We start from the raw sequence: 23,674 nt of genomic DNA, 5'->3' as shown, positions 1-23,674 counted from the left end.
CTTTTCGTTGCAGATTGCGGCGTCGCGCCGGAATGTTTAACGCCCCCTTAAACCGCCACATTTAGAGTTCAGGGCGACACAGGTCCCTTTAGGCCCCTCAAGGACATAACCCGGCGGAATGGCAAGACACGACGAGAATGACAGGCGCATCGAACCTTCGTTCGACGGTGGATTGAACGCGAGCGAGAGCGATCGCGTCGGTGGCCCGTCGCGCGGTTCGCGCAGCAATTCTCGCAGTGGCGGTTCAAGGCGCGGGGAGGGCGGATCGAAAGCTTCGGCCAAGCGGTCGCGCAAGCGTTCCAGTGGCGGGCTGTTCGGGCTCATCCGGTCGCTGATCTACTGGGGCATCGTGCTGGCCATCTGGGGCGCGATCGCCATTGCCGGCCTCTTCCTCTATTTCGGCGCGCAGATGCCGAATGCCACTTCCTGGGCTATTCCCGACCGGCCGCCGAATATCAAGATCGTGGCCGCCGATGGGTCGATCATCGCCAATCGCGGCTCGACCGGCGGCGAGGCGCTCAGCCTCGACAGCATGTCGCCCTATCTGCCGCAGGCCGTGATCTCGATCGAAGACCGGCGCTTCTACTACCATTTCGGCTTCGACCCCATCGGTCTGGCGCGCGCCGTGGTGACCAACCTCGTCAGCGGCCATACCGTGCAGGGCGGCTCGACGCTGACGCAGCAGCTTGCCAAGAACCTCTTCCTGACGCCCGAGCGCACCATGGAGCGCAAGGTGCAGGAAGTGCTGCTCGCCATCTGGCTGGAGCACAAGTTCACCAAGGACGAAATCCTCGCCATGTATCTCAATCGCGTCTATTTCGGCGCGAATGCCTATGGCGTGGAGGCGGCGGCGCGGCGGTATTACAATAAATCGGCGCGCGACCTGAACCTGATGGAAGCGGCAACCATTGCCGGGTTGCTGAAAGCGCCCTCGCGGCTTTCGCCTGCGAAGGACCCGGCAGCTGCCAAGGCGCGTGCCGAAGTCGTGCTCGGCGCGATGCGGGACGCCGGCTATATCAACGAAAAGCAGGTCCAGAGCGCGCTTGCCCAGACACCGGACCCGGCGCGGCCGTATCTTTCGAGTGCCGGGCAATATGTCGCCGATATGGTGATGGACAAGCTGCACGACATGGTCGGCGACGTGAAGGAAGACCTGATCGTCGACACGACCATCGATCCGGCGCTGGAAACCGAAGCGGGCGACGTCATCCGCAATGCCATCACCAAGGAAGGCAAGCGGCTGAATGTCAGCCAGGGTGCGCTGGTAGCCATTGACGGAACCGGGGCGATCCGGGCGCTGGTCGGCGGAAAGGATTATGCCGAGAGCCAGTATGACCGCGCCTACAAGGCGCTGCGTCAGCCGGGCTCCGCCTTCAAGCCCTTCGTCTATGCCGCAGCGCTCGAACAGGGCGCGACGCCGGATTCGGTACGCAACGACGCGCCGGTGCGCATCGGCGACTGGACGCCGGAAAACTACGAGAAGAAATATAACGGCCCGGTCACGCTCTCCTATGCGCTGGCGCATTCGCTGAACACGATCGCCGCGCAGCTCGTCATGGAGGCCGGCCCGCAGCAGGTCATCAAGGTTGCCCATCGCATGGGCATCGAGGCTGATCTGCAGCCGAATGCCTCCATCGCGCTCGGCACGTCCGAAGTGACGCTGATGGACCTGACGGCCTCCTACGCTCCGTTCATGAATGGCGGCTACAAGGCGACGCCGCATGTCGTGCGCCGGATCACCACGGCCAAGGGCAAGGTGCTCTACGAGAACACCTATGACGCCCCGCCGCGCGTTCTGGAGCCGAATATCGTCGCGATGATGAACGGCATGCTGATGCGCGTCGCCAACGAGGGCACGGGTCGAGCAGCACGGCTGTCCGGCTGGGAAGTGGCCGGCAAGACCGGGACGACGCAGTCCTCGCGCGACGCGCTGTTTGTGGGCTTCACCTCGGACATGACGACCGGCGTGTGGTTCGGCAATGACGACGGCACGCCGATGAAGAAGGTGACCGGCGGTGGACTTCCGGCCGAAAGCTGGCATCAGTTCATGGTGCTGGCCGAGAAGGGCAAGACGCCGGGGCCGCTCTTCGGCACCTTGGGTGGTCCCATCGCGCCGTCGCAGCCGCCGAAGTCGAATATTCCGATGGCCTCGCGCGACGTGCCGGAACGTGGCCGGACGCTGACCGACATCATCTCGGATTTCCTCAACGGAACGCCATCGAAGCCTGAGCGCCGGATGCCGGCGCAGGCCCAGCCCGCCAACCAGCCCCCGCCGGTCGCCAACACGCCGCCCGCGCCGGTGCCGCCTGCCGCCATCGACAGGTCGCAGGCCAATGTCCGGCAGCGCCCGGATGGCTCGGTTCTGGAAGGTCCGGTTCCGCCCGGCGACATTCCCGGCGGCACGCTGGAAGGACCCGTTCCGCCGGGTGATGTCGGCGCGCAGAACAACCGGCCGCAGGGCGGTCGACCGAAGACCCTGCTCGACATCATCAACGGCAACTGAAACGGGGCCTTGCGCGCGCCATCCCTGCACAAGGCTCGCATGCAAAATCACCGCAAATCTGTAGGTTTGCAGGGCAAATCCGCCTTGCAGAGCGAAAAATCGCTCCTTATATACCCCGCATCACCGTAGCTTCCGCTGCGATAGACAAGTGTAATCCCGTTAGGGGCTGCCAAGGAATGCCTGACCGGGTCCCGGCAGCTTGCTTCAAGGAGAGAATGAACATGGCTAAAGTAATTGGTATCGACCTCGGAACCACGAACTCCTGCGTTTCCGTCATGGATGGCAAGGACGCGCGCGTCATCGAGAATGCCGAAGGCGCACGCACGACGCCTTCCATGGTTGCCTTCAACGATGACGGCGAGCGCCTTGTCGGCCAGCCGGCCAAGCGTCAGGCTGTCACCAACCCCGAAAATACGCTTTTCGCCGTCAAGCGCCTGATCGGCCGTCGTTTCGACGACAAGCTGGTTGAAAAGGACAAGGGCCTCGTTCCCTACGAGATCGTTCGCGGCAGCAATGGCGACGCCTGGGTGAAGGCTGGCGGCACGGATTATTCCCCGTCGCAGATCTCTGCCATGGTTCTTCAGAAGATGAAGGAAACCGCGGAAGCCTATCTCGGCGAGAAGGTCGAAAAGGCCGTCATCACCGTTCCGGCCTACTTCAACGACGCCCAGCGTCAGGCCACCAAGGATGCCGGCAAGATCGCCGGTCTTGAGGTGCTCCGCATCATCAACGAGCCGACCGCTGCGGCACTCGCCTACGGCCTCGACAAGCGCGAAGGCAAGACCATTGCCGTCTACGACCTTGGCGGCGGTACGTTCGATATCTCGGTTCTGGAAATCGGCGATGGCGTCTTCGAAGTGAAGTCGACCAATGGCGACACCTTCCTCGGCGGTGAAGACTTCGACATGCGTCTCGTCGAATATCTTGCCGACGAGTTCAAGAAGGACAACGGCATCGACCTGAAGAAGGACAAGCTGGCTCTGCAGCGCCTCAAGGAAGCTGCCGAAAAGGCCAAGATCGAACTGTCGTCCTCGCAGCAGACCGAAATCAACCTGCCGTTCATCACGGCGGATGCTTCCGGCCCGAAGCACCTGACGCTGAAGCTGACGCGCGCCAAGTTCGAAGCTCTTGTCGATGATCTCGTCCAGCGCACGGTGGCGCCCTGCAAGGCAGCCCTCAAGGATGCCGGCGTCACGGCTGCCGAGATCGATGAAGTCGTTCTCGTCGGCGGCATGAGCCGCATGCCGAAGGTTCAGGAAGTCGTCAAGCAGCTGTTCGGCAAGGAGCCGCACAAGGGCGTGAACCCGGATGAAGTTGTCGCCATGGGCGCCGCCATCCAGGCCGGCGTTCTGCAGGGCGACGTCAAGGACGTTCTGCTGCTCGACGTGACCCCGCTGTCGCTCGGCATCGAAACGCTCGGTGGCGTCTTCACCCGCCTGATCGACCGCAACACGACGATCCCGACGAAGAAGTCGCAGACCTTCTCGACGGCCGAAGACAACCAGAACGCCGTGACGATCCGCGTATCGCAGGGCGAGCGCGAAATGGCTCAGGACAACAAGCTCCTCGGTCAGTTCGACCTCGTCGGCATTCCGCCGGCACCGCGCGGCGTGCCGCAGATCGAAGTCACGTTCGACATCGACGCCAACGGCATCGTGCAGGTTTCGGCCAAGGACAAGGGCACCGGCAAGGAGCACCAGATCCGCATCCAGGCTTCCGGGGGTCTCTCCGACGCCGAGATCGAGAAGATGGTCAAGGACGCCGAGGCCAATGCCGACGCCGACAAGAAGCGCCGCGAAACCGTGGAAGCCAAGAACCAGGCCGAAAGCCTGATTCACTCCTCGGAAAAGTCGCTGAAGGACTATGGCGACAAGGTCACGGAAGCCGATCGCACCGCGATTGCCGACGCCATCGCCAGCCTGAAGGAAGCTGTCGAAAAGGCAGAGCCGGATCTGGCTGAACTGCAGGCCCGCACGCAGACGCTCATGGAAGTTTCCATGAAGCTCGGTCAGGCCATGTATGAACAGAGCCAGGCTTCGGAAGGCGCCGCACACGGTGCTTCTGCCGACGACAAGGTTGTCGACGCCGAATATGAAGAAGTCGACGACGACAAGAAAAAGTCGGCCTGATGCCAAACCGGCCGGATCGGGTCTGACAAAGACCTGATCCCGGCCGGACACTCGGGAAGCGGAGCTGACTGACGATGGCAAAGGCGGATTTTTACGAATTGCTCGGCGTCTCCAAGACGGCCGACGAAAAGGAGCTGAAAAGCGCCTTTCGCAAGATGGCAATGAAATATCATCCGGACAAGAATCCGGATGACAAGGAAGCCGAGAAGAAGTTCAAGGAAATCAACGAGGCCTATGAAATGCTCAAGGACCCGCAGAAGCGGGCAGCCTATGATCGTTTCGGGCATGCAGCCTTCGAACAGGGCGGCATGGGTGGCGGCGGTCCCTTCGGGGGCGGCGGCGGCCAGGGCTTTGGCCAGGGCGGCTTCTCGGACATTTTCGAGGATATCTTCGGCGAAATGATGGGTGGTGGCCGTGGCCGCCGTCCGTCCGGCGGTCGCGAACGCGGTGCCGACCTTCGCTACAATATGGAGATCACGCTCGAGGAAGCTTACTCCGGCAAGACGGCGCAGATCCGGGTTCCGACCACGATTTCCTGCGATGTCTGCAGCGGTTCGGGCGCCAAGCCCGGCACCAAGCCGACAACGTGTCCGACCTGTCAGGGCGCGGGGCGCGTGCGCGCGGCGCAAGGCTTCTTCTCGATCGAACGCACCTGCCCGACCTGCCAGGGTCGTGGCCAGACGATCACCGATCCCTGCACCAAGTGCCATGGTCATGGCCGGATCCAGGAAGAGCGGTCGCTCTCGGTCAACATCCCGGCGGGCATCGAGGACGGCACGCGCATTCGCCTGACGGGCGAGGGCGAGGCTGGCCTGCGTGGCGGACCGGCGGGCGATCTCTATATCTTCATGTCGGTGAAGCCGCATCAGTTCTTCCAGCGCGAGGGCGCGGATCTTTACTGCTCCGTTCCCGTCTCGATGACGACGGCAGCGCTCGGCGGCAAGTTCGACGTGACGACGCTCGATGGTACGAAATCGCGGGTGACGATCCCGGAAGGCACGCAGACCGGCAAGCAGTTCCGCCTCAAGGGCAAGGGCATGCCGATCATGCGGTCCAACCAGACCGGTGATCTCTACATCCAGATCATGATCGAAACCCCGCAGAAGCTGACCAAGCGCCAGCGCGAACTGCTGCAGGAATTCGACCAGATCTCGTCGAAGGAAAACAACCCGGAGTCCTCGGGCTTCTTCGCCCGGATGAAGGAATTCTTCGAATAAGGCCGCATTGTTGGCCAGTATATGCAAACCGCCGGGTGATGAGCCCGGCGGTTTTTTTGTCCGGGCGCCCGCCAGATTTCCACCTCTTGACTCAGCGACCAACTCGCGCCATTAATTTAACGAATGTTCATTTCTTTCGAGAGGGAAGATGGCGCGGCAGGCGGGTGCGAATGGCGAGACGACGGCGCGGGTGATCAGGCAGGAGAGCCTGAAGCTCTTCGCGCGGCATGGCTATGATGCCGTCTCCATGCGCCAGATTGCGTCTGCCGTTGGCGTTCAGGCGAGCGCGCTCTATCAATATTTCCCCACCAAGCAGCAGATCCTCGTCACGCTCATGAAGGAGCATATGGAGGAGCTGCTGGCGGCCTATGCTCTGGAGTGGCAGGATGGCGAGACGCCACGTGCGGCGCTCACGCGCTTTGCCCGCTTCCATATCCGCCACCATATCAGCCGGGCTGACGCCGTCTTCATCTCCTATATGGAGTTGCGCGCGCTGGAGCCCGAAGGCTTTGCGGCCGTTGAGGCGCTGCGCAAGCTTTATGAAAACGAATTGAAATCCATCCTCGCCAAAGGGGCTGAGGCGGGCGATTTCCGGCTTGAGGAGCCGCATGTCGCCGCCATGGCGATCCTTGCCATGCTGACCGGCGTCAACACCTGGTATCGCACCGGGGGGCGCCTCAGCCGCGAGAAGATCGAAGATATCTACGAAGACATGGTGCTGAAAAGCGTGATTTGAAACCGGAATTTCGCATGTCGCCATCGCGGACTGCTGCATGGTCCGGCGCGACATGGTTCAAAGGGAGGAAGACATGTTCCATCATACGATGCGGTTTGGGCTGGGCGAAGAGATCGATGCGTTGCAGGAGGTGGCGCATCGCTGGGCGCAGGAAAAGCTGAAGCCGCGTGCTGCCGAGATTGACCGCGCGAATGCTTTCCCGAATGAACTTTGGCCGGAAATGGGTGCGCTCGGCTTTCTTGGCGTCACCGTACCGGAGGAATTCGGCGGGGTCGACATGGGCTATCTGGCCCATACGATCGTGGTGGAGGAAGTGGCGCGTGCGTCCGCATCCGTATCGCTGTCCTATGGCGCGCATTCCAATCTCTGCGTCAACCAGATCAAGCTGAACGGCAATGTCGAGCAGAAGCGCAAGTATCTGCCGAAGCTCGTTTCCGGCGAACATATCGGTGCGCTTGCCATGTCGGAGACGAGTGCCGGCTCCGACGTGATCTCGATGAAGCTGCGCGCGGAAAAGCGCAATGACCGCTATGTGCTGAACGGTTCGAAATACTGGATCACCAACGGACCGGATGCCGACACGCTGGTCGTTTACGCCAAGACGGACCCGGAGGCCGGTTCCAAGGGTGTCACGGCCTTGATCATCGAGAAGACGATGAAGGGATTTTCCACCTCTGTGCATTTCGACAAGCTCGGCATGCGTGGTTCCAACACGGGCGAACTGATCTTCGACAATGTCGAAGTGCCGTTCGAGAATGTGCTGGGCGAAGAGGGCAAGGGCGCCCGCGTGCTGATGTCCGGCCTCGACTTCGAGCGCGTGGTGCTTTCCGGCATCGGGCTCGGCATCATGGCGGCCTGCCTGGATGAGGTCATGCCCTATATGGTCGAGCGCAAGCAGTTCGGCCAGTCGATCGGCGATTTCCAGCTCATGCAGGGCAAGATCGCCGACATGTACACCGCGATGAACTCGGCGCGCGCCTATGTCTATGCCGCAGCCTCTGCCTGCGATCGCGGCCAGATCACCCGGCAGGATGCGGCGGCCTGCGTGCTCTATGCATCGGAGGCGGCCATGCAAGTGGCGCATCAGGCCGTCCAGGCCATGGGCGGGGCCGGTTTCCTCAATGACAGCGCGGTGAGCCGCATCTTCCGTGATGCGAAGCTGATGGAAATTGGCGCCGGCACATCGGAAATCCGCCGCATGCTCATCGGCCGCGAGCTGATGAGCGCGATGCGCTGAGGCTTCAAGGAGCAAGATATGACGATCATCGGAACGCCTCTCCCCCCTGAAGCCGAGGCCAATCGCGCGGCGATGCTGTCGCAGCGCGACGCAATCGAGGCCGAGGCCCGGCGTATCATGGCCGGTGGGCCGCAGGCGGCACGGGATCGCCATGTCAAGCGCGGCAAGCTGTTGCCGCGCGATCGCGTTGCCGGCCTCATCGATCCCGGCGCGCCCTTTCTGGAAATCGGGCTCTTCGCCGCAAGCGGTCTCTATGAGGACGAGATTCCGTCCGGCGGCGTTATTGCCGGCATTGGGCAGGTCATGGGCCGCGATTGCATGATCGTTTGCAACGACGCCACTGTGAAAGGCGGGACTTACTATCCGCTGACGGTGAAGAAGCATCTGCGCGCGCAGGAGATCGCTGCCGAGAACCGTTTGCCCTGCCTCTATCTCGTCGACTCGGGTGGCGCGAACCTGCCGAACCAGGACGAGGTTTTTCCGGATAAGGATCATTTCGGCCGCATCTTCTACAATCAGGCGCGCATGAGTGCGGCCGGCATTGCGCAGATCGCGGTCGTCATGGGCTCGTGTACGGCGGGCGGCGCCTATGTGCCGGCCATGTGCGACCAGACGGTCATTGTGAAGGAGCAGGGCACCATCTTCCTTGCCGGCCCGCCGCTGGTGAAAGAGGCGACGGGTGAGGTGATCGATGCGGAAACGCTCGGCGGTGGCGATACGCATACGCGGCTTTCCGGCGTTGCCGATTATCTCGCTGACAATGACGATCACGCGCTGGCGCTTGCCCGGCAGATCGTCAAGCATCTCGGCCCCGCGACGCAGCCGAATATCGCGGTGCTGCCCGCGCGCGCGCCGCTCCATCCGGCGTCCGACATTCCCGCTCTCGTGCCGGCGGATGCGAAGACGCCTTATGATGTGCGCGAAGTGATCGCCCGCATCGTCGATGGCTCCGATTTCGATGAGTTCAAGCCGCGCTATGGCACGACGCTCGTCACCGGCTTTGCCCATATTGATGGCGTGCCGGTGGGCATCATCGCCAATAATGGTGTTCTCTTCTCCGAAAGCTCGCAGAAGGGCGCGCATTTCATCGAATTGTGCTGCCAGCGGAAGATCCCGCTGCTCTTCCTGCAAAACATCACCGGTTTCATGGTCGGCTCGAAATATGAGGCCGGCGGCATTGCCAAGGATGGGGCGAAGCTGGTGACGGCGGTCTCCACGGCTGCCGTGCCGAAGGTCACGGTCATTATCGGCGGTTCCTATGGCGCCGGCAATTACGGAATGTGCGGTCGCGCTTACGGACCGCGTTTCCTCTGGATGTGGCCCAATGCGCGCATTTCCGTCATGGGCGGGCCGCAGGCGGCCGGCGTTTTGGCAAGTGTTCGCCGTGCCGGCATCGAGGCGAAGGGCGGCAGCTGGTCGGCTGACGAAGAGGCCGCGTTCAAGCGCCCGACGCTCGAACAGTTCGAGCGGCAGTCCGCGCCGCTCTATGCCTCCGCCCGGCTCTGGGATGATGGCATCATCGATCCGGAAAAGACCCGCGACGTGGTGGCGCTGTCGCTGCGCGCGGCGCTCAATGCGCCGGTGGAAGATACCAAATTCGGCCTGTTCAGGATGTAAGGAGAATACTAGTGTTTTCGAAGATCCTGATCGCCAATCGCGGCGAAATCGCCTGCCGCATCATCCGGACCGCCAGACGCCTTGGCGTCCGCACGGTTGCCGTCTATTCCGATGCGGATGCCGAGGCGCAGCATCGCAAGCTTGCCGATGAGGCCGTGCATATCGGCCCGTCGCCAGCGCGGGAAAGTTATTTATCCGGCGAAAAGATTATCGCTGCGGCGCTGGCAACCGGCGCTGAAGCGATTCATCCGGGCTATGGGTTCCTCTCGGAAAACCCGGATTTCGTCGATGCTGTCGAGAAGGCCGGCCTTGTCTTCATCGGCCCGTCGGCGGCTTCGATCCGCGCCATGGGGCTGAAAGATGCGGCCAAGCGGCTGATGGAAAAGGCCGGCGTTCCTGTCGTTCCGGGCTATCACGGCGACAATCAGGATGCGGGCTTTCTGGCTGGCGAAGCCGACCGGATCGGTTATCCGGTGCTCATCAAGGCGTCTGCCGGCGGTGGCGGCAAGGGGATGCGGCGCGTTGACCAGCGCCAGGATTTCGCAGCCGCGCTGGAAAGCTGCCGGCGCGAGGCCAAGTCCTCCTTCGGCGACGACAAGGTGCTGATCGAGAAATATATCCTCTCGCCGCGCCATATCGAAGTGCAGGTGTTCGGCGACGCCCATGGCCATATCGTCCATCTCTTCGAGCGCGATTGCTCGCTGCAACGTCGGCACCAGAAGGTGATCGAGGAAGCGCCGGCCCCCGGGATGAGCGAGGCGGTGCGCGCGGCGATGACGGGTGCTGCCGTCAAGGCGGCGGAGGCCGTGAACTACAGGGGCGCGGGCACGATCGAGTTCATTGCCGATGGGTCTGGGTCGCTCCGGCCGGACGGGTTCTGGTTCATGGAAATGAACACGCGGCTTCAGGTCGAGCATCCTGTGACGGAGGCGATCACCGGCTTCGATCTGGTCGAGTGGCAATTGCGTGTCGCAAGCGGCGAGGCTTTGCCGGTCTCGCAGGAGCAGATCCATATCCATGGCCATGCCGTCGAGGCGCGGCTTTATGCGGAAGACCCGGCGGGCGGCTTCCTGCCGCAGGCGGGCCGCATCGAACATCTCGGTTTTGGTGCGGGCGAAGGTGTTCGCATCGACGGCGGCGTGATCGGCGGCGATGCCGTGTCGCCCTTCTACGATCCGATGATTGCGAAGGTGATTGCCCATGGGGCAACGCGCGATGCAGCGCTCGACCGGTTGGGTTCGGCGCTTGGCGAAACGCATATTGCCGGGCTTGCGACCAACCGCGATTTTCTGCGGGCACTCTCCGTGGATGCCACATTCCGCGCCGGGCGCATGGATACAGGGCTGATCGAGCGCGATCTGGATGCTCTTTTGCGTAAGCCGGAGATTTCGGAAGAGGCTCTCCTGGTCGCAGCGCTGGCGGCGCTGGAGATTGATCCGCAAGCCTCCCATGCCGGATTCCGGCATTGGGGCGAGGCGTCGCGGCGGATTGTCTTGCTGGCGGATGGCGAGCAGATCGAGCGGCGTGTCGTATCCGAAGAGGCGGGGTATCGGCTGGTTGGCGGTGCTGCGGAGTTTCGGATTTCGGGTGTTTCGGTTGGGGCACCCCCCTCTGTCGCTTCGCGACATCTCCCCCTCAAGGGGGGAGAGCGGGAGCAAGGGGGTGCCGCTCGGCCAATCTCCCCCCTTGAGGGGGAGATGCCCGGCAGGGCAGAGGGGGGTGCCACAGCCACCGCCCTCATCATCACCGCCCGCACCGGACATGACGGCACCTCGGCTCATCTCGCCGCCCGCGTGGTCATCACACCCACACGCGTCGGCAAGTCCGTGTCCGTTCTCCTCAACGGCGAAACCTTTGTCTTCCTCCATCCCGATCCGCTCTCCGGCGCGAATGCGGCGCATGGCGGGTCGGGCGATATTCTTGCGCCGATGACCGGCGTTGTGCGTCTGGTTGAGGTCAAGGCTGGCGATGTGGTCAAGGCCGGGGACCGGTTGCTGGTCATGGAGGCGATGAAGATGGAGCATACGCTGAAGGCGCCGCGTGATGCGGTGGTGGATGCGGTGCTCGTCGCCGAGGGTGGGCAGGCGGAAGGCGGGGCGGTTCTCGTCAAGCTCAAGGATGCCGCCGATGGCTGAATTCGTCACCATTTACGAAGTCGGTCCGCGCGACGGTTTGCAGAACGAGAAGGAGATCGTGCCGACCGCCGACAAGATCGCGCTGGTCGATCTGCTGTCCGAAGCCGGATTCCGCAAGATCGAGGCGACGAGTTTCGTGTCGCCGAAATGGGTGCCGCAAATGGCCGATGCGTCGGAGGTCATGGCCGGCATCAAGCGGCGTCCGGGCGTGACCTATGGCGTGCTGACACCCAACATGAAGGGTTTCGAGGCGGCTCTGGCCGCCGGTGCCGATGAGGTCGCGATCTTCGCCTCGGCCTCCGAGACGTTCAGCCAGAAGAATATCAATTGCTCGATCGAGGAGAGCTTCGGGCGTTTCGCGCCGGTTCTCGAGGCGGCGCAGGCGGCGGGGCTGCCGGTGCGCGGCTATGTCTCCTGCGTGGTCGCCTGCCCCTATGAGGGGCCGATTACGCCGGCGGCCGTGCGGGCGGTGGCCGAGCGGCTGATGGCTGCGGGCTGCCACGAAGTGTCGCTCGGCGATACGATTGGCGCAGGCGTGCCGGAGACGATCACGGCGATGCTTGAGGCGGTGCTGCAGACGGTGCCGGCGGAGCGTCTGGCCGGGCATTATCATGATACGGGCAACCGGGCGCTTGCCAATGTCGAGGCGAGCCTGGGGCTGGGTCTCAGGACCTTTGACAGCGCTGTCGGCGGGCTTGGCGGATGTCCCTATGCGCCGGGCGCGAAGGGCAATGTGGCGACCGGCGCGCTGGTCGATCTGTTGCAGGCCAAGGGGTTCGATACCGGGATCGACCGGGAGAAGCTGGCCATCGCAGAGGCGTTCATGATGGGGCGGATTGCGCGGCTGTGGGGTGATGTTTCGGGGTAGGCGACTGCGCTCCCTCACCCTTTTGTGGCAGGGGAAGCGAAGACCCCCTCTGCCTGCCGGCATCTCCCCCACAAGGGGGGAGACGGCAAGACGCGCCTGTACCGGCAATCTTTCGCGATGAGGGTGCGGCTGGATTAAGCCCTCCCCCTTGTGGGGAGGGTTGGGAGGGGTCTTTTCTATATGCTAAGCGGGCGCCCAACAAAAAAGGCGCCCGCCGGAGCGGACGCCTTTCCAATTTTCCGTCAGCCTTGGCTTACTTGAAGTCGCGGATGTCGACGAAGTGGCCGGCAATGGCTGCTGCCGCTGCCATGGCGGGCGACACGAGGTGGGTGCGGCCCTTGAAGCCCTGGCGGCCTTCGAAGTTGCGGTTCGAGGTCGAGGCGCAGCGCTCGCCCGGCTTCAGGCGGTCGTCGTTCATGGCAAGGCACATGGAGCAGCCCGGCTCGCGCCAGTCGAAGCCGGCTTCCTTGAAGATCTTGTCGAGGCCTTCGGCTTCGGCCTGTTCCTTCACGAGGCCGGAGCCCGGAACGATCATGGCGTTGACGGTGCCGGCAACCTTCTTGCCTTCGACGACCTTGGCAACAGCGCGCAGGTCTTCGATGCGGCCATTGGTGCAGGAGCCGATGAAGACGCGGTCGATGGCGATATCGGTGATCTTCATGCCGGGCTTCAGGCCCATGTAGTCCAGCGCGCGCCACTTCGAGGTGCGCTTGTTTTCGTCATGGATGTCGTCCGGGTTCGGAACGGTGCCTTCGACGGAAACAACGTCTTCCGGCGAGGAGCCCCAGGAGACGATCGGCGGCAGGGCGGCGGCATCGAGAACGACGACCTTGTCGTAATGCGCGCCTTCGTCCGTGTGCAGCGTCTTCCAGTATGCGATGGCCTGTTCCAGCGCTTCGCCCTTCGGCGCGCGCGGCTTGCCCTTGATATATTCGAAGGTCTTTTCGTCCGGGGCGATGAGGCCGGCGCGGGCGCCGCCTTCGATCGTCATGTTGCAGACTGTCATGCGACCTTCCATCGAAAGCGCGCGGATCGCTTCGCCGGCGAATTCGATGACGTGGCCGGTGCCGCCGGCGGTGCCGATTTCGCCGATGATGGCCAGCACGATATCCTTGGCGGTGACGCCTTCCGGCAGCTTGCCGTCCACGCGCACCAGCATGTTCTTGGCCTTCTTCTGGATCAGCGTTTGCGTCGCCAGAACATGTTCCACTTCAGACGTGCCGATGCCATGCGCCAGCGCGCCGAAAGCGCCATGCGTGGAGGTGTGGCTGTCGCCGCAGACGATCGTCATGCCCGGCAGCGTGAAGCCCTGTTCGGGGCCGACGATGTGAACGATGCCCTGACGCTTGTCGTTCTCGGAATAGTACTCGACGTTGAAGTCGGCAGCGTTCTTGGCGAGCGCTTCGACCTGAATACGGCTTTCCTCGTTCTTGATGCCGAGATGGCGATCGGGCGAGGTCGGCACGTTGTGGTCGACGACGGCGAGCGTCTTTTCAGGCGCGTGGACCTTGCGGTTGGCCATGCGCAGGCCTTCGAACGCCTGCGGGCTCGTCACTTCGTGGACGAGGTGGCGGTCGATATAGAGGAGACAGGTGCCGTCATCTGCCTGGCTGACCAGATGATCGTCCCAGATCTTGTCATAGAGTGTACGCGGTGCGCTCATGATGTTTCATCCCGAATCTTGGAGAATTTTGGTTTGATAGCAAGGCCGGCCGTAAGGGCCGCGACGGATCACGATAGGCGGGTGTTGAGCGCGCCGGAGATCGCCGCGAAAAAGCGGGCAGGAAGACGCTTCCTGTCCTGAAGCACGAAGACATGCTCGAAAATCCCGCTTTTTGCCGTCGGTATGGTCATGTCTGGGCTCATATCAATTTTTCGAAAGCTCGGCAATCTTCTTGATCTTCATCGCATCTGGTTGCGCCGCAGCCGCTTTTCAAGGCGGCGGAGCCCGAGCGACAGGCCGACGGTCAGGATCAGATAGACGTAAGCGACAATCGAATAGGTCTCGAAAAAGCGGAACGAGCCAGAGGCATAGACCTTGCCGAGCTGGGTGATGTCCTGCACGCCGAGCACCGAGACGAGCGAGGAGTCCTTCACCATGGCCACAAAGTCGTTGCCGAGCGGTGGCAGAATGACGCGGATCGCCTGCGGCAGGACGACGAGGCGGAAACGCTGGAAGCGCGACAGGCCGAGCGACTTCGCCGCCTCGATCTGGCCCTTGTCGACCGACTGGATGCCGGCGCGGAAGACCTCGCTGATAAAGGCGGAATAGCCGATGGTGAGCGCCAGGATCGCCCGCCACATGAGCGAGATGTCGCGCACCAGAAGTGGCTCCATCACGCCCGTCCTGATGAGCGGCGTGGCGAGAAAATTGATCGCTTCGGTGAGAGCCGGCGCGCCGACAAAGGCGATGTAGAAGAGGAGCACCAGGATCGGCACGCCGCGAATGATCTCGGTGTAGAAGCGTGCCGTCTGCTGCGCGAAGGTGGAGCCTGAAAGGCCCATCAGTGCTATGCCAAGCCCGAGTGCGGAGGCCAGCACGAAGGCCGTCAGCGTCACGCCAATCGTCACCCAGAGGCCATGGATGACCGTTTCAAAGACCTGCGCATAGATATTGTTGGCCGCAATGGCGATCCCGATCGCAACCGCGATTACCGCAAGAACGGCGAGCCACCAGGGAAACCCTTGCGCCTCGCCGTCTGAGCTGTTTTGAGCCTGGAGGTTCATTGTGGCGTGAACATCCAGGTCAAGCGCGTGACTTCGCCATGGGTCTTACTGACCCATCTTGTAGTCGAGGAACCATTTCTTGTTCAGCGCGTCGAGCGTGCCGTCAGCCTTCAGCGCCGCAATGGCCGCATTGACCGGCTTCACGAGATCGGAGCCCTTCGGGAAGATGAAGCCGAAATCCTCGGTGCCGAGCGGGCCGCCGACGAGCTTCAGGCCGCCATTGGAGGCGTCCACATAGCCCTTGCCGGCCGTGCCGTCCGTCAGAACCGTGTCGACGTCGCCGGCCTTCAGGGCCTGAACGGTGGCGCCGAAGGTCTCGAAGAGCTTGATACGCGGGTTCTTCTCGTCACCATCGAGAACGCTGTAGACGGCGGTGTAGAAGGGCGTCGTGCCGGGCTGTGCGCCGACCAGCAGCTTCGTGTCGGCCGCGAAGCTCTTGGCGTCGGTGAAGCGCTTCTCGTCGCCGCGCACCAGCATGAACTGTTCGGAGCGCATGTAGGGGTCGGAGAAATCGACCTTTTCCTTGCGCTCGTCCTTGATGGTGATGCCGGTCATGCCGATGTCGTACTGCTTGTCGGAGACGGACTGGATCATCGCGTCCCAGCTGGTGTTCTGGTACTCGACCTTGAAGTTGAGGCGCTTGGCGATCTCGTTCATCGCGTCATATTCCCAGCCGATCTGTTTGCCGGACTTGGGGTCGACAAACTGCAGCGGCGGGTAGGCGTTTTCCGTCACGACGACCACCTTGCGACCCTTCAGGTCCGGCAGAGCGTCAGCGGCCTTTGCGGCCAGCGGCGCTGTTGCGGCAAGGGCGGCAAGCACGAGCACTGCGCGTCTGGAAATCATGGGTAACTCCTGTCTTTTGTGGCGGGCCACACTGTCACAGAATCTTCAGGCATTGCAAGGAGAAGGCGGACGCCAAAGGTTCCCTTTGGGTGCCTATCTGCCTGTGAAGTGCCTTCTTTCGCCGGCGCGCCAGAACGCCTAGTTCTCTGCCGAAGCGAACCGCAATCACGAGAAGGAACGGTCATGAAACTGAAAACCGCTGCAGCAACCCTTGCGCTCGCACTTCTGGCGGCGACAGCCGGCGTCAACGGTGCCTCCGCGCAGGAGGCCGTGGTTGCTGCCAAGGACAAGGACGCGCTCTTCACCGCCAAGGACCCGGTGCTCAACGCCAACAAGCAGGTCGTCTACCACATCTTCAAGGATCTGCTGGAGGCCAACCAGTGGGGTGAGGCCGACAAGTATCTGACCGAGCGCTATATCCAGCATAACCCGAACGTGCCGTCAGGCCGGGAGAGCGTCGTGACCTTCTTCACCAAGGTGGTGAAGGTTCAGCCGAAGCCGGTGCCGGAAAAGATGGGCGCGCCGGTGGTTTTCGTCAGCGCCGAGGGCGATCTGGTGACGGTGGCGACGGTGCGCACCGAAAAGGACCCGAAGGATCCGTCAAAGACCTATACGACGACGTGGTACGACACCTGGCGCATCGTTGACGGCAAGGCGGACGAGCATTGGGACGCTGCGGTCAAGCAGTGAGGGAGCGTCGGCTCAGGCCGTCATCAGCATGCGGGGCTCTGCGTCGGCCACGCTGAAAAAGCCTTCGGTGAAGGCCGAAGGCGGCAGCTGCCCCGTCGCCTCGAAATATTTCTGCAGGACGAGAAGCGAGGTCAGCTTCTCGTTTCTGCGCTGCAGGAACATGCCGATATGCCGGTTGGCGTTTGCGACGATCTCGCGGGCGCGCATCGGATCGGCTTCCAGCGCTTCGATCTTTTCCTCGAGATCGGAGAAGTCGTCGCGCACCTCGACATAGTGATGGTCGGGGATCAGCCGGCCTTCCATGAACCAGGTCTCGAAGCGCGGGCGCGGCATGATGCAGACGCTGCCGGAGGCCATCACCCATTTCAGGTTCGTGGCGACATCGCAGCCTTCCACCGAGATGATGTAGCGATATTGAAACTGCTGCACCGGTGACAGCACGTCCCTGGGCGGGACTTCCGTGAAGTTGCGGCTGACATGGCCGACATCGCAGAACGGACTGTTGGCGTGGCCGGAGACGAGGTTTGCGCGCAGCGGATTGTTCATGCTGCCGCGCCAGACCGCCCTGGGCGTCTTCTTCGAAAACGGCACCGGGTCGTCGAACAGCCGGAAATGCCGGAACTTGTCGAGATTGAGCAGGACAGAGTTGGCGTTGTCGCCATCGATCGGGCGGCTTTTCAGCACACTCGGCACGGGCGGGACATGCGTGATGTCGCCAAAAAGGCTGTCGATCCTCAGATGCGCCGGAAAGAAGCGCAGATGCTCTGCGAGATCGATGAAATAGCGGCTTCTGGACCGGTCGATGGAATCGATGCGGGTCGAGGGGAGTGCGTGGCGGCCGGGCACGAGGCCGTTATAGTAGTTCACCCGCTCAAGAAGGGCGGGCAGGGCGCCTGTATCTTCCAGCTCGCGGAAAATCGCATCATGCTCGAAACGGAAGAGAGAACGGGGCACGAGTTCGCGCACGACGCCGGTCGCGTAATAGTTCAGCCGCCTGACGGCAGCGACAACTTCTTCCGATATCCCATGCATCAGCAGCGGCTGTCCCCGGTCGTGCCTTGATTCTGCAAAAAAGAAAGCCGCCGGATCATACCGGCGGCCTTCCTTAAAATGCAACAGGCGAAGCGGCTTATTCAGCGGCGGCTTCTGCAGCAGCCTTTTCAGCGGCAGCAGCAGCTTCGGCAGCCTCAGCGGCGGCCTTTTCAGCAGCCAGAGCCTGGGCAGCAGCGACCTTCTCGGCCTCGATGCGTGCCTTTTCTTCAGCCAGAGCCTGACGCTCGCTGTCGTTCAGCTTGCGGGCGCGCGTGCCGGTGTTTTCAATGATACGGGCAGCCTTGCCGCGCAGGTCGCGCAGGTAGTAGAGCTTGGCGCGACGGACCTTACCGCGGCGAACGATCTCAACGCCTTCGACCAGCGGAGAGTAAACCGGGAATACGCGCTCGACGCCTTCGCCGTAGGAGATCTTGCGAACCGTGAAGCTTTCGTTGATGCCTGCACCCTTGCGGGCGATGCAAACGCCTTCATAGGCCTGAACGCGGGTACGGTTGCCTTCGACAACGCGGACGTTGACGCGGACGGTGTCGCCCGGCGAGAATTCGGGAAGCGTGCGCTTGGCGGCGATCTTGGCGGCCTGTTCGGCCTCAAGCTGTTCGATGATGTTCATTGTCTTCAACCTTGCTTTCTTCTGAAACAGCCAGAGCGCTCACGTCATTCTTCGGCCAAAGCCTCGGGAATGCGCCTCATGAAGAGGCGGTAGCGGGTTCGCCAGTTCTTTATTGGTAACGGTTGCGGCTTTAGACCTAGGTCCAGCCCATCAGTTCCGGGCGGGCGTATACACCAGCGCGCCGGCTTTGTCACCCCCTTCTATGCTGTGAGTTAAAGGTAAGGCAAGCCTTGCATTTCACCGGAAAGAGGAATTAATTCGCATTTGCCTAAAATTTAGGCCGAGTATCCAGGCTGCCGGGGAGGGCGGCCTTCTGTCAAAGGGGAGTAGCATGTCTGTCAACAATCCGTCACCCTCGCTTTACAACGAGGATCTGGCGCCCGCCGAAACGCGCAACTGGGGCGCATTTTCCATCTTCAACGTCTGGACCTCCGACGTTCACAGCCTCTGGGGCTATTATCTGGCCGCGAGCCTTTTCCTGCTCTGCGGCAGTTTCATCAATTTCGTCATTGCGATCGGCATCGGTTCGCTGGTCATCTTCGTGCTGATGAGTCTTGTCGGCAATGCGGGCGTGAAGACCGGCGTGCCTTTCCCGGTTCTGGCGCGCGCCTCCTTCGGTACGTTCGGGGCGAACCTGCCGGCGCTGGTGCGGGCCATCGTCGCCTGCTTCTGGTATGGCGCGCAGACGTCCGCCGCTTCGGGCGCGATCGTCGCGCTGCTCATCCGCAATGAAAGCCTGCTTGCCTTCCACCAGTCGAGCCACATGCTCGGCCATTCGACGCTGGAAGTGATCTGCTACGTGATCATCTGGGCGCTGCAGCTGCTCATCATCCAGCGCGGCATGGAGACAGTGCGCAAGTTCCAGGACTGGGCCGGGCCTGCGGTCTGGATCATGATGCTGCTGCTGGCGATCTATCTCATCGTCAAGGCCGGCACCTTCTCCTTCGGCGGCAATATTCCGCAGGATGTTCTGCTGACTGCCACCAAGGATGCGGGCGTTTCCGGCGCTCCTGGCTCGTTTGCAGCCCTTGCTGCGGTTGCCGCGACCTGGATCACCTATTTCGCAGCGCTTTATCTCAATTTCTGCGACTTTTCGCGGTTTGCGCCGGATCAGGCAACGTTGCGCAAGGGCAATCTCTGGGGCCTGCCGGTCAACCTGCTCGCCTTCTGCCTCGTTGCCGGCGTCACGACGACGGCGGCCTATACGGTCTATGGCGAGGTGCTGCTGCATCCCGATGCGATCTCGGCCAAGTTTGACAGCTGGTTCCTGGCGGTACTGGCCGCGCTGACCTTTGCGGTTGCCACGCTCGGTATCAACGTGGTGGCAAACTTCGTCTCGCCGGCCTTCGACTTTGCCAATGTCTTCCCGCGCCAGATCAACTTCAAGCGCGGCGGTTATATCGCGGCCTTCATTGCGCTCGTGCTCTATCCGTTTGCGCCGTGGGAAACGGGGGCGGCCCATTTCGTCAACTTCATCGGCTCGACCATGGGGCCGGTCTTCGGGATCATGATGGTGGACTACTATCTCATCCGGAAGGGCGAGGTGGATGTCGAAGCGCTCTATCACGAGAATGGCGAATTCCGCTTCGAGGGCGGCTGGAACGTCAATGCGCTGATCGCCTTTGTCGTCGGGGCCGTCTTCTCCTCGATCCTGCCGACCTTCACCACGGTGCTTCCCGCCTGGTGGGGCACCTATGGCTGGTTCTTTGGCGTCGCCGTTGGCGGGCTTTGCTACATGGTTCTCGCCAACATCCGTCCGCAGGCGCGCCGGGCGTAATCCCGCTTGGCACCGTCCTCCGATCCATGCTAGCCCCCGGCCGGAGAGGTCCGGGGGCTAGGCCTTGGGGAGAGGCCTTGAAGGAGAGGATTTGGGGGGAGACATGACGATCCTGTCTGCAATTCTGCTTTTCGTGGCCGGGCTTCTGTCCGGCGCGATCAATGCCGTGGCCGGTGGCGGAACCTTTCTCACCTTCGGCGCGATGACGCTGTTCGGCGTGCCGCCGATTGCGGCGAATGCCACCTCGTCCATCGTGCAGTTTCCGGGCTACATCACGTCAGCGCTCGCCTATCGCAAGGAAATCGCCCGCGAATGGAGGCCGATCCTGATCCTGTCGGCGATCTCGCTTGTCGGGTCGCTGGGTGGCGCGCTTCTGCTGCTGTCGCTGGACAATCCCTCCTTCAGGCGGCTGGTGCCGTGGCTGTTGATTGCCGCGACCGCCCTCTTTGCGGCCGGGCCGAAACTGCGGCCCAAGGTGGAGAAGGAGCATCCGCCGAATTCACCGACCGGCATCGTCACGCAATTCATCGTGTCGATCTATGGCGGGTTCTTCGGGGCCGGCATGGGCATCATGATGCTCGCCTCGCTCGGTCTTGCGACCGGCGGCGACTATCATCGGCTCAATGCCATCAAGAATTTTCTCTCCATCGTGATCGCCGCCGTCGCCATCGTCGTCTTCACGGCGGGCGGCGCCATCTCGTGGCTGCATGGCATCATCATGCTGCCCGGCGCTGCCATCGGCGGCTATTATGGCGTCTGGCTGGCCAAGCGCGTGCCGCAGGCTTTCCTGCGCTACGCGGTGATCGCGGTCGGGTTGTTTCTGGCGGGATATTATTTCTTCAAGGCTTGAAGGAGATCCGGCCGGCGCTCGGCGGTCAGCTTCAGCGCCTGTTCGTGCCGCCATTTCTCGATCTTGGCGTGATTGCCGGAGGTGAGGACGTCCGGGATTTCGCGGCCCTCGAAGACGGGCGGGCGGGTGTAATGCGGGTGCTCGAGCAGCCCGCTTTCGAAGCTTTCATGCACGCCCGACTGTTCATTGCCCATGACGCCCGGCAGAACGCGGATGATAGCGTCGAGCAGGATCATCGCCGCCGGTTCGCCGCCGGAAAGGATATAGTCGCCGATCGACACTTCCTCGAGATTGCGGGCGTCGATGACGCGCTGGTCGACGCCTTCGAAACGGCCGCAGACAATCACCGCGCCGGGACCTTCGGCCAGTTCGCGGACACGGCTTTGCGTCAGCGGTCGCCCACGCGGGCTCATGAGAAGGCGCGGGCGCTCGTCGTCGCCGCCAGAAACACTCACGGAATCGATGGCTTTCGCCAGAATATCGGCGCGCAGCACCATGCCGGCCCCGCCGCCCGATGGCGTGTCATCGACCGAACGGTGCTTGTCGGTGGCGAAATCGCGGATCTGGACGGGCTCGATCGCCCATGCGCCGCGCTCCAGCGCCTTGCCGGACAGGGACTGGCCGAGAAAGCCCGGAAACATTTCCGGATAAAGCGTGAGGATGGTGGCGCGGAAGGTCACGTTTCCGCGTCTCCGTTGCCTTTCTTCGGGCCATTGCCTTTCGGCGGGCTGCGCTTGCGGCTGCCCGGTCCGTCTTCGCCGTCCTTCTCGCCATCATCGACGAGACCGGCAGCGATCGGGTCGACCAGAATGCGGCCTTCTTCAAGGTCGATTTCCAGCACGGCAGCTTCGGAGAAGGGGATGAGCAGCGGGCGCTTGGCCGGGGCCTTCAGCTCCAGCAGGTCGCCAGCGCCGAAATCGAAAATGCCGCTGACGATCCCATAGCTCTTGCCAGTCGCGTCAAAGGCTTCCAGCCCTTCGAGATCGGCATAGAAGAACTCGTCGTCTTCCAGCAGGTCGGCGGGCAGGTTGTCGCGTTCGATGAACAGGTCCAGCCCGCGCAGTGCTTCGGCGGCATTGCGGTCGTTGACGCCCTTGAAGCGGACGACGGCCATGTCCTTCATCTCGCGAATGTCGAGGATCTCGAACACGCGCCCGTCAGCGGCATGCAGGTTGCCGTAATCGCCAAGCGCCGTCGGCTCGGTCGTATAGGTCTTGGCGCGCACCTCGCCACGCAGGCCCTGTGCCGCGCCGATGGTTGCCATGAGAACGGGGTTTTTGAGTTTTTTCATTGCTATGATTCGCCAGTACTAGACGTCTGATGTCGAGAAGACAGCGCCTCGCTGCGAAAATGACCGACCGTTTTCAATAAAAAACGCGCGGAGCCGGGTAAAATCTGTGGATAACGCTATCTTACCCTACGTTAGGAGAAAACTAGCGGGACTCCAACATCGGACTCGAACTAAAAATTAATGCCGACACGTGGTTCAGACGTGTCGGCATAAGCGAAACAGCCGATACGGGCTGCGTGTTATCACCCAGGCACCATGATTCATGATGCCGAATACGTCAAGACCGTATCGGCCCTTTATGGGAGCCGACTATGGCTAGCATGCTGCATCCAATTACAGGTGTTGAAATCAACCCTGTCGTTGTTGAACGGAAATCTCTGACTTTTGATGAGGCTGTGACGGCGCAAATTATGCGTCTTCAACGCATAAAGTACAACATCATTGCACAACACCTCGGGACGAATACTCATCGTCTTGGAGAGGTTTTTCGCGGTGAGAAGCATGAGGGATCGAAGGCGGTCGCAGTTCAGCTCATGAGCACTTTGAACTGACGTACTAAGCAACTCGATCCTCAGCAATTGACCAACCGACGCTTCCGCATCGGTTGGTTTTTTATTAGACGCTTTATTCCGCAGCAGCGGCTTCAGCGGCCTTGGCTTCCTTTTCCTTGGCGCGCTCGACGGCCTTCTTGCCCGGCTTTGCCTTTTCCGGGTTGTTGCGGGCTTCGCGCTTGGCAATGCCAGCTTCGTTCAGGAAGCGCAGAACGCGGTCGGTCGGCTGCGCGCCGTTGTCGAGCCAATGCTGAACGCGTGCATTGTCGATGACGATGCGGCCTTCGGCGTCCTTGGCGAGCATCGGGTTCCAGGAACCGACCTTCTCCAGGAAACGGCCGTCGCGCGGCGAGCGAGCGTCAGCAATGACGATGTGGTAGTACGGACGCTTCTTGGAGCCACCGCGGGCGAGACGAATCTTCAGTGCCATTTTAATTCTCCTTCAGGCATTGATGTGCCGCTTTGAGGCGGCGATTTTGGTTCAGTTCGTTGTCGGCTAAGTGCCGGTTATTTCTTTATTTTCGCCTTCACTTGCCGTTGTGTTCGGCAGCGATGGCTTCATGATGCCGGATGACTTCCTTGATGATGAAGTTCAGGAACTTCTCGGCGAAATCCGGGTCCAGATTGGCTTCCTTCGCCAGACGGCGAAGACGTTCGATCTGGTATTCCTCGCGCGCCGGATCAGACGGCGGCAATTCATGCGTGGCCTTCAAGACGCCGACTTCCTTGGTGCAGCGGAAGCGCTCGGCGAGCATGTGGACAAGGGCTGCGTCGATATTGTCGATCGACTGGCGATAGCCGGCGAGCCTGGACTTGATTTCGGGATCGATCACGAAA

General features: G+C 62.0%; 22 protein-coding genes. 12 read left to right on the top strand and 10 right to left on the bottom strand.

Annotation, left to right across the window (positions count from 1 at the left end; translation table 11 throughout):
• Positions 1-118 precede the first annotated feature (118 nt).
• From LQK84_RS22980 to LQK84_RS22945, 8 genes are all read left to right on the top strand, one after another.
• Positions 119-2,503, top strand: a complete 2,385-nt coding sequence (locus LQK84_RS22980) for a transglycosylase domain-containing protein (RefSeq protein ID WP_230831133.1) — start codon at positions 119-121, stop codon at positions 2,501-2,503.
• 221 nt (positions 2,504-2,724) lie between these two features.
• Positions 2,725-4,632 carry a molecular chaperone DnaK gene (dnaK, locus tag LQK84_RS22975; protein WP_230831132.1) on the top strand — a complete coding sequence of 636 codons (1,908 nt, stop codon included), beginning with the start codon at positions 2,725-2,727 and terminating at the stop codon, positions 4,630-4,632.
• Positions 4,633-4,706: 74 nt separating this feature from the next.
• The gene (dnaJ, locus tag LQK84_RS22970; RefSeq protein ID WP_230831131.1) at positions 4,707-5,849 is read left to right on the top strand and encodes a molecular chaperone DnaJ; all 1,143 of its coding nucleotides are present in this window, start codon (positions 4,707-4,709) and stop codon (positions 5,847-5,849) included.
• Positions 5,850-5,997: 148 nt separating this feature from the next.
• Positions 5,998-6,585: a TetR/AcrR family transcriptional regulator gene (locus tag LQK84_RS22965; RefSeq protein ID WP_230831130.1), complete on the top strand. Its 588-nt coding sequence runs from the start codon at positions 5,998-6,000 to the stop codon at positions 6,583-6,585.
• 73 nt (positions 6,586-6,658) lie between these two features.
• A complete protein-coding gene (locus LQK84_RS22960; protein WP_230831129.1) occupies positions 6,659-7,822 on the top strand; it encodes an isovaleryl-CoA dehydrogenase in 1,164 nt (387 codons plus the stop codon).
• An 18-nt stretch (positions 7,823-7,840) separates the two neighbouring features.
• Positions 7,841-9,439, top strand: a complete 1,599-nt coding sequence (locus tag LQK84_RS22955; RefSeq protein WP_230831128.1) for a carboxyl transferase domain-containing protein — start codon at positions 7,841-7,843, stop codon at positions 9,437-9,439.
• Between the two features lie 11 nt (positions 9,440-9,450).
• The gene (locus tag LQK84_RS22950; RefSeq protein ID WP_330166432.1) at positions 9,451-11,574 is read left to right on the top strand and encodes an acetyl/propionyl/methylcrotonyl-CoA carboxylase subunit alpha; all 2,124 of its coding nucleotides are present in this window, start codon (positions 9,451-9,453) and stop codon (positions 11,572-11,574) included.
• Positions 11,567-12,442, top strand: a complete 876-nt coding sequence (locus LQK84_RS22945; RefSeq protein WP_230831127.1) for a hydroxymethylglutaryl-CoA lyase — start codon at positions 11,567-11,569, stop codon at positions 12,440-12,442. Before LQK84_RS22950 ends, LQK84_RS22945 begins: the two co-directional genes overlap by 8 nt.
• Positions 12,443-12,695: 253 nt before the next feature.
• Here LQK84_RS22945 and leuC read toward each other — a convergent pair whose 3' ends face one another.
• From leuC to LQK84_RS22930, 4 genes are all read right to left on the bottom strand, one after another.
• Entirely contained in the window at positions 12,696-14,105 is a 1,410-nt protein-coding gene (leuC, locus tag LQK84_RS22940) for a 3-isopropylmalate dehydratase large subunit (RefSeq protein ID WP_230831126.1), read from the bottom strand.
• Between the two features lie 68 nt (positions 14,106-14,173).
• The gene (locus tag LQK84_RS25170) at positions 14,174-14,296 is read right to left on the bottom strand and encodes a hypothetical protein (protein WP_269065458.1); all 123 of its coding nucleotides are present in this window, start codon (positions 14,294-14,296) and stop codon (positions 14,174-14,176) included.
• A gap of 48 nt (positions 14,297-14,344) precedes the next feature.
• The gene (locus tag LQK84_RS22935) at positions 14,345-15,169 is read right to left on the bottom strand and encodes an amino acid ABC transporter permease (RefSeq protein ID WP_230831125.1); all 825 of its coding nucleotides are present in this window, start codon (positions 15,167-15,169) and stop codon (positions 14,345-14,347) included.
• 45 nt (positions 15,170-15,214) lie between these two features.
• Entirely contained in the window at positions 15,215-16,015 is an 801-nt protein-coding gene (locus LQK84_RS22930) for a transporter substrate-binding domain-containing protein (protein ID WP_230831124.1), read from the bottom strand.
• A 183-nt stretch (positions 16,016-16,198) separates the two neighbouring features.
• Here LQK84_RS22930 and LQK84_RS22925 point away from each other — a divergent pair, with 183 nt between their 5' ends.
• A complete protein-coding gene (locus tag LQK84_RS22925; protein WP_230831123.1) occupies positions 16,199-16,705 on the top strand; it encodes a nuclear transport factor 2 family protein in 507 nt (168 codons plus the stop codon).
• A gap of 12 nt (positions 16,706-16,717) precedes the next feature.
• Here LQK84_RS22925 and LQK84_RS22920 read toward each other — a convergent pair whose 3' ends face one another.
• Both LQK84_RS22920 and rplS read right to left on the bottom strand, forming a co-directional pair.
• Positions 16,718-17,737, bottom strand: a complete 1,020-nt coding sequence (locus LQK84_RS22920; RefSeq protein WP_230831122.1) for a glycosyl transferase family 90 — start codon at positions 17,735-17,737, stop codon at positions 16,718-16,720.
• A 97-nt stretch (positions 17,738-17,834) separates the two neighbouring features.
• Positions 17,835-18,368 (bottom strand): 50S ribosomal protein L19, encoded by a 534-nt coding sequence (gene rplS, locus LQK84_RS22915; RefSeq protein ID WP_230831121.1) that lies wholly within the window; start codon positions 18,366-18,368, stop codon positions 17,835-17,837.
• A gap of 331 nt (positions 18,369-18,699) precedes the next feature.
• Between rplS and LQK84_RS22910 the strand changes: the two genes are divergently transcribed.
• Complete coding sequence (locus tag LQK84_RS22910) at positions 18,700-20,145, top strand: NCS1 family nucleobase:cation symporter-1 (protein WP_230831120.1); 1,446 nt, start codon at positions 18,700-18,702, stop codon at positions 20,143-20,145.
• A 103-nt stretch (positions 20,146-20,248) separates the two neighbouring features.
• Complete coding sequence (locus tag LQK84_RS22905; RefSeq protein WP_230831119.1) at positions 20,249-20,995, top strand: sulfite exporter TauE/SafE family protein; 747 nt, start codon at positions 20,249-20,251, stop codon at positions 20,993-20,995.
• On the opposite strand, the gene trmD is transcribed toward LQK84_RS22905, so the two are convergent.
• Positions 20,977-21,675 carry a tRNA (guanosine(37)-N1)-methyltransferase TrmD gene (gene trmD, locus LQK84_RS22900; RefSeq protein ID WP_230831118.1) on the bottom strand — a complete coding sequence of 233 codons (699 nt, stop codon included), beginning with the start codon at positions 21,673-21,675 and terminating at the stop codon, positions 20,977-20,979. The two genes, LQK84_RS22905 and trmD, sit on opposite strands and share 19 nt — an antisense overlap.
• Entirely contained in the window at positions 21,672-22,286 is a 615-nt protein-coding gene (gene rimM, locus LQK84_RS22895) for a ribosome maturation factor RimM (RefSeq protein ID WP_230831117.1), read from the bottom strand. Before rimM ends, trmD begins: the two co-directional genes overlap by 4 nt.
• Positions 22,287-22,597: 311 nt before the next feature.
• Here rimM and LQK84_RS22890 point away from each other — a divergent pair, with 311 nt between their 5' ends.
• Positions 22,598-22,837: a hypothetical protein gene (locus tag LQK84_RS22890; protein WP_230831116.1), complete on the top strand. Its 240-nt coding sequence runs from the start codon at positions 22,598-22,600 to the stop codon at positions 22,835-22,837.
• Between the two features lie 73 nt (positions 22,838-22,910).
• Here LQK84_RS22890 and rpsP read toward each other — a convergent pair whose 3' ends face one another.
• Both rpsP and LQK84_RS22880 read right to left on the bottom strand, forming a co-directional pair.
• A complete protein-coding gene (gene rpsP, locus LQK84_RS22885) occupies positions 22,911-23,267 on the bottom strand; it encodes a 30S ribosomal protein S16 (RefSeq protein WP_230831115.1) in 357 nt (118 codons plus the stop codon).
• 97 nt (positions 23,268-23,364) lie between these two features.
• Positions 23,365-23,670: a chorismate mutase gene (locus LQK84_RS22880; RefSeq protein ID WP_230831114.1), complete on the bottom strand. Its 306-nt coding sequence runs from the start codon at positions 23,668-23,670 to the stop codon at positions 23,365-23,367.
• Positions 23,671-23,674 lie beyond the last annotated feature (4 nt).

The organism is Rhizobium sp. C4 (assembly GCF_021026315.1).
In the GTDB taxonomy this organism is placed as follows: Bacteria; Pseudomonadota; Alphaproteobacteria; order Rhizobiales; family Rhizobiaceae; genus Ensifer_A.
Note: the sequence above shows the minus strand (reverse complement) of the source record. Positions and strands in the feature narration are given on the sequence as shown.